Below are 8,167 nucleotides of genomic sequence, written 5' to 3'. Positions count from 1 at the left end.
GTGCGTCAATGACAGCCTTCTTGTGCTTCGTGGTCGCCCACTTGGAATGGCCGCTCATAACCCGCTCCACCTCACTGCTTCTGATGAAAAGTTCGCCCGGCGATTCTACGCGGGGCCTGCGCAACTGCCCGAGCACAACGTCGCGGCCCACCGGCTCGGCGATCACGGCCCGGCTGCGCCCCCCACCGCAGCCGTTGCCGCCGTTCATTCCGCTCAAAAGGATTCCAGCCCGATCGCGAAGGCAGACCGATGTAGCCAGCCATCGGCTCGCTTCGCCGACATGCGACCGCTTGCCGGGCAGGTGCCATCGCCATGCGCAGCACCGCCACCCTGGGCCGCGGAGACTGCGCCCTGCGCAGACGGCGGCGCTTCAGTGCGCGATCGCAGCGTCGACACCCCTCCTGCTCGACCGCCCTCAACTCCGGTATTCCCTTGCGCTGCCGCGGTTTACATCGCAACAGCTTGGACGCCCGGCACGCAGCGCGCGCCCTCAACAGCAACGAGCCGTCATGGCGTTCGGCAACGCGCACGACGACCGACATGGCGGACATCATCAGCAGTCCGAGGTAACCGGCAGCGTCACCACGGCAGCGGGTAAGGCTTCGAATCCGTTTGCTCAGAGCGCCTTCTGGGCGCTACATCCGTCCTGCGGGCGTCTCGGCCTGCGGACAGCAACTCGCCCGATTGCGGCAAGCTGAGCACTCACTGCAACATTGCGCCGACGCCCGGGGCCCGCCGCCCGCCGTCATGGCATCGGCGCACAAAACACCGCGGAGCATTCATGGATAACCGGTTTTTCCCATTGGTCGTCATCACGGCCATGCTCGCGCTGGGAATGACCCTCACCGTTGCCGACTTCCGTCGGGCCGCCGCCCTGAAGCGCCCACTCGCCGCCGCCCTGGTCTGCCAGGCGATAGTTCTGCCGACCTTCTGCCTGCTAATCGCCGAAGCCTTCAGCCTGCCGCCGAAGCTCGCGGTGGGCCTGATGCTGATATCCGCTGTGCCCGGTGGCCTGTTGGCCAATGTCTTCAGCCACTTGGTCAATGGAGACCTTGCCCTCAATCTCACGCTCACCGCGATCAACGCCGTGATCTCGATCGCCTCGCTGCCGGCGATCCTGGCATTTTCGATCACCTGGTTCACCGGTGAGGGACGGAGTATCCCGCTGCAGCTGGACAAGTTCGTCGCAGTGGTCGGACTGGTCCTCATCCCCACAGCAATCGGGGTCGGCATCCGCGAACGTTTCCCTGACCTCGCGCGCCGCCTGAAGCGGCCGGTCCGGGTCGCCGCGGCCACCCTGCTGGTCGCGATCTCCATAGCCGCGATCGTCGGGGGGCGAACGACATTGGCGAACAATGTCGGCGCACTCACCGGTGCCGTGGTGTCCTTCGCCACCGTCAGTCTGACCGTCGGCTATCTCGTGCCTCGGTGGATGAAGCTCGCACCGCGCCAGGCGATTGCCATCAGCCTCGAAATCGGGATGCACAACGCGATGGTGGCCACCGCGATAGCCCTGAGTCCGCAACTCCTCGACAGCGCCGAAATCGGGACCGTGCCGGCGCTGTACGGCGTGATCGCCCCTGTCATCGCCCTGCTGCTCGTCGTCACGGTGCGCCGTGTTGATCCTGCCTACCGCGTGAACCGCCCCTCCGGCGCCGCTGCGGCAGCCGGCCAGAGCCGGTCGCCGCAGCCCGATGACGATACGCGACCGGCCTCAGAAGCGGTGCCCAGTTAGGGCGCTCCGGCGAAACCGCGACGGTGAAAGCGAATCAGCTACCGCACCTTGTGATCCGCAGCACCGCTCAATAGTGTTCACAACAGAAGTAGTCACTTGACTACAAGCAGGGCATACCGAAAGGTGACATCGAGATGAGCCAGCCCCAGCGTCCCCCGCAGGACGCACCCAATGTCGTGGTGATCCTGCTCGACGACCTCGGCTTCGCTCAGTTCGGCTGCTACGGCTCAGACATCTCGACGCCGACCATCGACCGCCTGGCGGCCGGCGGCCTGCGCTACAACCGGTTTCACGTGACCGCCCTGTGCTCGCCGACACGGGCGGCGCTGCTGACCGGCCGCAACCACCACGCGGTCGGGATGGGCTTCCTTGCCGATCTGCCCACCACTCATCCCGGCTACACCGCACACATTCCCCGCTCGGCGGCCACGCTGCCACGAATTCTGCGGGACGCCGGCTGGAGCACACTGGCGACAGGCAAATGGCACCTGGTGCCGCGCGGTGAGCGTGGCGGGGCCGGGCCGTTTGACCAGTGGCCGTTGGGTTTGGGTTTCGAACGCTACTACGGCTTTCTGCGGGGCGACGCCAATCAGTGGGCGCCGGAACTGGTTCGCGACAACTCGTTCGTCGAGGCGCCCGCCCGGCCCGACGAGGGTTACCACCTGACCGAAGACCTTGCCGACGAAGCGATCCGGATGGTGCTCAGCCAGCAGGCCAGCGCGCCCGGCAAGCCCTTCTTCCTCTACTTCACCCCGGGAGCGATGCACTCGCCGCACCACGTGGAGCGCGAGTGGGCCGATGCCTACGCCGGCAAGTTCGACATCGGGTGGGATCGCTGGCGCGACGAACTCTTCGCCCGCCAGGTGCAGTCCGGTGTCGTCCCGGCCGACACCGCCTTGACCCCCCGGCCGCCCTGGGTTCCCGCCTGGGATGACCTCAGCGCGGACGAGCGCCGACTGTATGCCCGTATGCACGAGGTATACGCCGGCTTCCTGAGCCACACCGACGCACAGATCGGGCGGCTGGTCGACACCCTCGAACGCATCGGGGTGCTCGACAACACCCTGATCCTGTTGATGTCCGACAACGGCGCCAGCGCCGAGGGCGGAGTGTCCGGAACGGTCAACGAGCATCGCTTCACCCACCGGGTTCGTGATGACCTCGCCGAGAACCTCGCGCAGCTCGACGAGTGGGGCGGCCCGCGCACCTATCCGCATTACGCCTGGGGATGGGCATGGGCGGGCAACACGCCGTTCAGGTTGTGGAAGCGCTACACCTGGCTCGGCGGTACCCGGGTGCCGTTCATCGCGCACTGGCCCAAGAAGATTCGTGAGGGCGGCGGTGTTCGCGGGCAGTTCGCCCACGCCATCGACGTCCTTCCGACCGTGCTCGACGCGTGCGGCGTGACCGTCCCGGACTCCGTCGACGGCATCACCCAACAGCCTGTTCAGGGGGCCAGCCTGCTGCCCTCGTTCACCGATCCCGCCGCACCCAACCCACGTTCGGTGCAGTACTTCGAGATGATGGGCTCACGGGCGATCTTCGCCGACGGCTGGAAGGCCACCACCGATCATGTTCCGGTCGGTGTCATGGACGAGGACGAGCTGCTCACCGGAAGCCGAGACTTCGAGACCGATCGGTGGTCGCTGTTCCGGCTCGATGAGGACTTCTCGGAGTTCCACGACCTCGCAGACCAGCATCCCGAGGTGGTCGAGCAGCTGAAAGAGCAGTGGTCGAAGGAGGCTGAAGCCAACAACGTTCTGCCGCTGCTCGACTCGTTGATCGGGCGGTTGACTGCCGCTGCACCGCCGCAATATCCGGTCGGGCTCAAAGTGACGCTGTATCCGCAGGCCGGCCCGGTGCTCGATGAGGCACTGCCGATGCTTGCCGGCGGCGGACACATCCTTGCCGAAGTGGATGTGCCGCAGCAGGACACGCCCAGCGGAGTGCTGTTCGCCATCGGTGACCGCAACGGCGGTCTGGCCGCGTATGTCATCGAGGGCAGGTTGCACGTCGCCGTCGCCCTGCCCAGTGGCACCCTGCAACTTGAATCCGAGCAGCACGTGCCACCCGGGCGTCACCTCGTCGGTTGCGTGCTGCGCGTGGAGCCCGGCGGCGCCGCTGCCGTCGACGCGGTCGTCGACGGCGCGGTCGTCGCGACCGCGGCCAGCGACCATTCCTTCCCGTTCATCTGGCAGCACGGGGGCACACACCTGACTCTCGGTTATGACCGCGGCCTGCCGGTTGCCGATGACTACCAGCCGCCGTTCGCCTGGAACGGGGAGCTGCACGCGGTCCACGTCCAGGCCGGGCAGGCCGAACTCGACCAGATCGACGCCCTGCTCGTCGCCCTGCAATCGGATTAGGGCACGGAGACAACCACACAGAAATAAGCGCCGCGCCCCCGATTGGGGCGCGGCGCTTATTCGTTGACGGGCCAGATCGCTGGTCAGCCCACCGTGGCGTCAGCCGGTGATCGCCGCGCGGTGCTGCTGGGCCAGTGGAGCCGGGCCAGCCAGTCGCGGGCCACCACGGCATGGCCGTCGAGGCGCTGCACCGATGACGGGTGCAGCACCGCCAGCGCTGCCCGTTGCACTCCCGGTTGCGGACTCAATCCGGGCAACGGCCCGCCCGCCCCGGGCTGAGCATCGGTACGGAATGCGGCCGCGAACGCCAGGGTCTGATCGTCGCCGGAGCCGGCGAGCTCCAGGGCCGTCCAGGTTTCCGATGCCGGGTAGGTCCACACCTTCGCGACCAGGTCCGGCAAGTCGTGTCCCGGCGTGAGCCGATACGCGGCGAGGTGATCCCCGCCGTCCTGCACCACCGAATGCCACGTCTCGCGGGAGCCGGCGGCATCCAGTCCAGGGATCTCGTCGGGCTCGACGAGGCTGGCCGCCCAACCGGATTCACGCAGGTGATCGGCGAGTCGGCGTGCCACCACTGCTGCGGTCTTGTCCAACGGGATCTCCGCCGAACGTGCCTGCAGTGCAGCGAGATTGTCCACGGCCGAGAAGGTGAGCCCTATCCACGTGGTCCGTTCCCGTAAGCCGTTTTGGTCCCCGACGTCACGGCTGGTCACCCGGATCGTGTCAGCCCGCAGACCGTAACGGTCCAGATAGCGCGCAATTAGGGGCAGCGGCAGCGCATCGGTGTCGTCCTGCGGCGCTGCCACCGACAGCAGCGCGGTGGCCCGCGGATCGGTGACGGTCTTGTGCGCCCGCCGTTCCCCGTGTTTGCCTCGGTTCAGCGTCACCCGGCGCCACAGCAGCGTCGTCAGGGGCAACCTGCGAACCCGCACCAGCGCAGTGACGGCGACGGCCAGGCCGATGCCCAGCACCCAACGTTCACGTGCCGACTGCCAGGGGTAGGCGGAAGCTGCCGCCACGGCCACGAAGAGCACCAAGGTGATTCGGCCAGTACCGGGCCAGGACGATCGGTAGGTACTCACAACGCGGTTTCCTTTCTCCGGCGTGCCACGATTGCGGCTGCGCCGACGGCCAATGCGAGCGCCGCTGCCCCGCCGAATGCGACGAGCTGCGGCGTGTAGTTCTTCGGTTCCGGGGGCGGCGGCGGGACCACCCGTTTCACCGTCTCCGCGTCACGGGTGGAACCGGCAGGCAGCTGCCAGGTCAGTGCGGCAACAGGGTCAATGGCCCCGGCTCCCACGAGGTTCGACGGTGCGCGGGCCGTGTTGTGTGCGGTGGCGGTCAGTCGGTGAATCACCTGTGCCGCACTCAGTTCCGGGAACCGGCTCCGGACCAGTGCCGCGACACCGGCCACATAGCCCGATGCGTAACCGGTCCCGCTGAGCGGCACCAGTTTCTGCCTGGGCCCGGGAAGCGCGTTGGCGAGGCCACCGTCGTCGCGGTTACTCACCGACACGATGCCTTCGCCTGGGGCTGCCACGCCGACCCACGGCCCGGCCATGGTGAATTTCGAGGGCCGGCCACTGGGCGCCAGTGACGCCACCGACAACACATAGGGCTGCCAGGCCGACGGGATCGACACCGATGAGACGCTGGCCCAACCGCGCGGATCGTCGGGTCGGCTCAGATCGGTCAGCGGGTTGGACTGGCATCCGCTGCCACTGCCGTACGAACCGGTGGCGCCGCTGTCACCGGCGGCGGCGATCACGACGGCGTCCTTGTCGAGCGCCGCATAGCGGATCGCGGCACCCAGTTCGGACTGGTCAACGTCGCGGTCGGCGGCCACGCAGTGCGCGGACGAGACGACTATCACCTGCGCACCGAGATCCGCGGCGTGCACGATAGCCCGGCTCAGAGCCGTCACAGTGAAGGCGGCCTGCGCCAACTCCGGGTCACCGTTCGAGGCTGCCGGGGTGATCCTTGCGGATGTGGCACGAAGGGAAAGCAGCCGTGCCGCCGGCGCGACGCCGGCGAAGCCGTCGTCGCCGGGCTGCCCGGCGATGAGCCCCGCGACCAGCGTTCCGTGCCCGTCGCAGTCGGTGAGTCCGTCGGTGGTGCCGATGTAGTCGCCACCGGCCTCGACGGCGGGAAGGCGCGGCCCGGGCCGTACGCCGGTGTCGATGACGGCCACCGTCTGACCGTCACCGCGGGAGAATTCCCACGCCGCGGGCAGATCGATCTGCCGTTGCGCGGCGGGGGGATTCTTCAGGTCGGCGCCTGCGGTGATGTCGGTCGTGCTGCACTCACTGTTCTGCTGTGTGGCTTGCACCGGCCCCGGAGTCCCGCTGGGCGGCACCACACCGGCGTCGACGGTCGGCGGGGTTATCGCCAAGACCGGCGGAGAGGTCCACAACGCCGCCACCAGGACCCCGGCCGCGCCGCCGAGCCGGATCCCCCTGGAGAAACCCGGTGCCGAGTGAGAACGGCTCATCGATCGAGGACCCAGGCGAAAATGCCGACCAGGTAGGCGATTACAGGTATCAGCGAGGCATCCAGGCCCGAGGCGACGAAACCGACGAGGCGGCGCACCGGCAAGGAATAGCTGTGTGGATCGGCGACTGCCGGAACCGCGGAGGCCAGCACCCAGATCGACACCAGAGCGGCGAGCACACCCACCGCGATCAGCGCGCCGAGGTAGCGGCCCGTGGCACCGTAGAGCACCAACAGCGCGGCCGCCACCAGGTGGGGCTGGGCCAGCAGCCAGGACTTGCTCGCGGCCGAATCCCACACCCGTGCGCGCAGCACGGTCGCAGCCGCGTTGGCCGCCACCACATACCATCCCCACGCCGGCACGAGTTCGGGTTGGGCGGCAATCGCAATCGAACCAAGAGTGCCCAGCAGCACACCACCGGCGATGAAGCCGGTTTGGTACTTCTCGCCGGCCTGTACGCGGCGCGGCAGGTCCTCCAACACCCGCAGTGACGGGGCTGCCGGGGTCGGATCTCCGGGCGCGGGGATGACCGGCAGCGGCAGCCGCGCCCACAATGCGGACAGGTGGGGAGCCGAGACGGTGAGCAACAGCGCCACTACCACCAGCCCACCGCCGATGCTGGACAACGGCAGCGGCCACAGGGTCTCGACCGCAGCCGCCAGGGCGATTCCCACACCGAGCGCGGCTGTTGCCGTGAAGAATCCGAGGTTACGGCGCGAGCCGATGGTACGAATCAACGACCACGCAGCCACACCGGAAGCGGCCAGCGTCACCTGGGCCGGACCGAATTGGCCCGGCACCAGCAGGGCCAGTGCCGCGGCGATCGGCGCCAACGCGGCGACTGCCAATGCTCCGTCATACGGCGGACGTGCGACCGACGCGGCGAGAGCGGCAAGTACGGCGATCGCGGCGGCTGCGAAGAGACCGCTCGGGGCTCCGCTGACCACCCGATAGGTGACAGCCAGACCCGTTGCCGCCAAGACCAATCCAACCGATGCCGCAAGTGCTCCGGTCCCGATGTGACCCGGCCCCCAAGGCTTGCGCCGGGAAGCCGAGAAGATCACCGCGGCGTCCGCGATGTCTTCGACGATTCCGGGCGCCGAGGGCCCGGCAGGCACCGGCTGCAGGGCCAGCAGGTCCCCGTCGACCACGCCGACAGTGTCCAGACTGGCATCCAGGCTGAACGGTGCGCCTCCGATCGGCGCCAGGCTCAGCCGGCCGGTGTCGGCGGCGCCGTCCTGGGTCTCATCCGAGCTCGGCACCACCAGGCGCTGAACAGTCGGCAGGATCTCCCGGAGCGGCAGATCCGCGGGCAGGGCGATCTCCGTCAGCCGGCTCTCGGCTAGGACCGCAATCCGCACGATCGGTATCACGGCGTTGGCCATCACGGAATCCTCTGCTTCAGAAGGGACATCGGTTCTTCTCCTAGTGCGTCAAGGTTTGGCTGAATGTTGGGTTGACGAGTTGTAGGTAGGTGGGTTCGTCGTTGTTGTTGAGCAGGATTGCTCGTCCGGCGGGTAGGCGTGCGAAGCGTTGCCCGCGGATTTTGCCGCTGTCGGCGGGGTTACCGGAGAG

Annotated in this window: 7 protein-coding genes; 2 read left to right on the top strand and 5 right to left on the bottom strand. The window is 68.0% G+C overall.

Features of this window, described 5'->3' with window-relative positions; translation table 11 throughout:
- Nucleotides 1–208 (bottom strand): hypothetical protein (locus AWC18_RS21795; RefSeq protein WP_208858317.1); only part of this gene is annotated, 208 nt, incomplete at its 3' end.
- A 573-nt stretch (nucleotides 209–781) separates the two neighbouring features.
- Here AWC18_RS21795 and AWC18_RS04840 point away from each other — a divergent pair.
- Nucleotides 782–1,735 carry a bile acid:sodium symporter family protein gene (locus AWC18_RS04840; protein ID WP_064997806.1) on the top strand — a complete coding sequence of 318 codons (954 nt, stop codon included), beginning with the start codon at nucleotides 782–784 and terminating at the stop codon, nucleotides 1,733–1,735.
- Between the two features lie 134 nt (nucleotides 1,736–1,869).
- Nucleotides 1,870–4,101 (top strand): arylsulfatase, encoded by a 2,232-nt coding sequence (locus AWC18_RS04835; protein WP_082961079.1) that lies wholly within the window; start codon nucleotides 1,870–1,872, stop codon nucleotides 4,099–4,101.
- An 83-nt stretch (nucleotides 4,102–4,184) separates the two neighbouring features.
- On the opposite strand, the gene eccE is transcribed toward AWC18_RS04835, so the two are convergent.
- The 4 genes from eccE to AWC18_RS22315 all read right to left on the bottom strand — a co-directional run.
- Nucleotides 4,185–5,183: a type VII secretion protein EccE gene (gene eccE / locus AWC18_RS04830; protein WP_064997807.1), complete on the bottom strand. Its 999-nt coding sequence runs from the start codon at nucleotides 5,181–5,183 to the stop codon at nucleotides 4,185–4,187.
- Nucleotides 5,180–6,592: a type VII secretion-associated serine protease mycosin gene (gene mycP, locus AWC18_RS04825; protein WP_082961080.1), complete on the bottom strand. Its 1,413-nt coding sequence runs from the start codon at nucleotides 6,590–6,592 to the stop codon at nucleotides 5,180–5,182. The genes eccE and mycP overlap by 4 nt, the downstream gene beginning before the upstream one ends.
- On the bottom strand, nucleotides 6,589–7,977 hold the full coding sequence (gene eccD, locus AWC18_RS04820; RefSeq protein ID WP_109559990.1) for a type VII secretion integral membrane protein EccD: 1,389 nt from the start codon (nucleotides 7,975–7,977) through the stop codon (nucleotides 6,589–6,591). Before eccD ends, mycP begins: the two co-directional genes overlap by 4 nt.
- A 40-nt stretch (nucleotides 7,978–8,017) precedes the next feature.
- Nucleotides 8,018–8,167, bottom strand: a 150-nt coding sequence (locus tag AWC18_RS22315; protein WP_420093309.1) for a hypothetical protein, incomplete at its 5' end; no start/stop codon positions are given.

Origin of the sequence: Mycolicibacter nonchromogenicus, assembly GCF_002101775.1 — a bacterium.
GTDB lineage: Bacteria > Actinomycetota > Actinomycetes > Mycobacteriales > Mycobacteriaceae > Mycobacterium > Mycobacterium nonchromogenicum.
The sequence above is the reverse complement of the archived record's forward strand: the minus strand, read 5'-3'. Positions and strand labels throughout refer to the sequence as shown.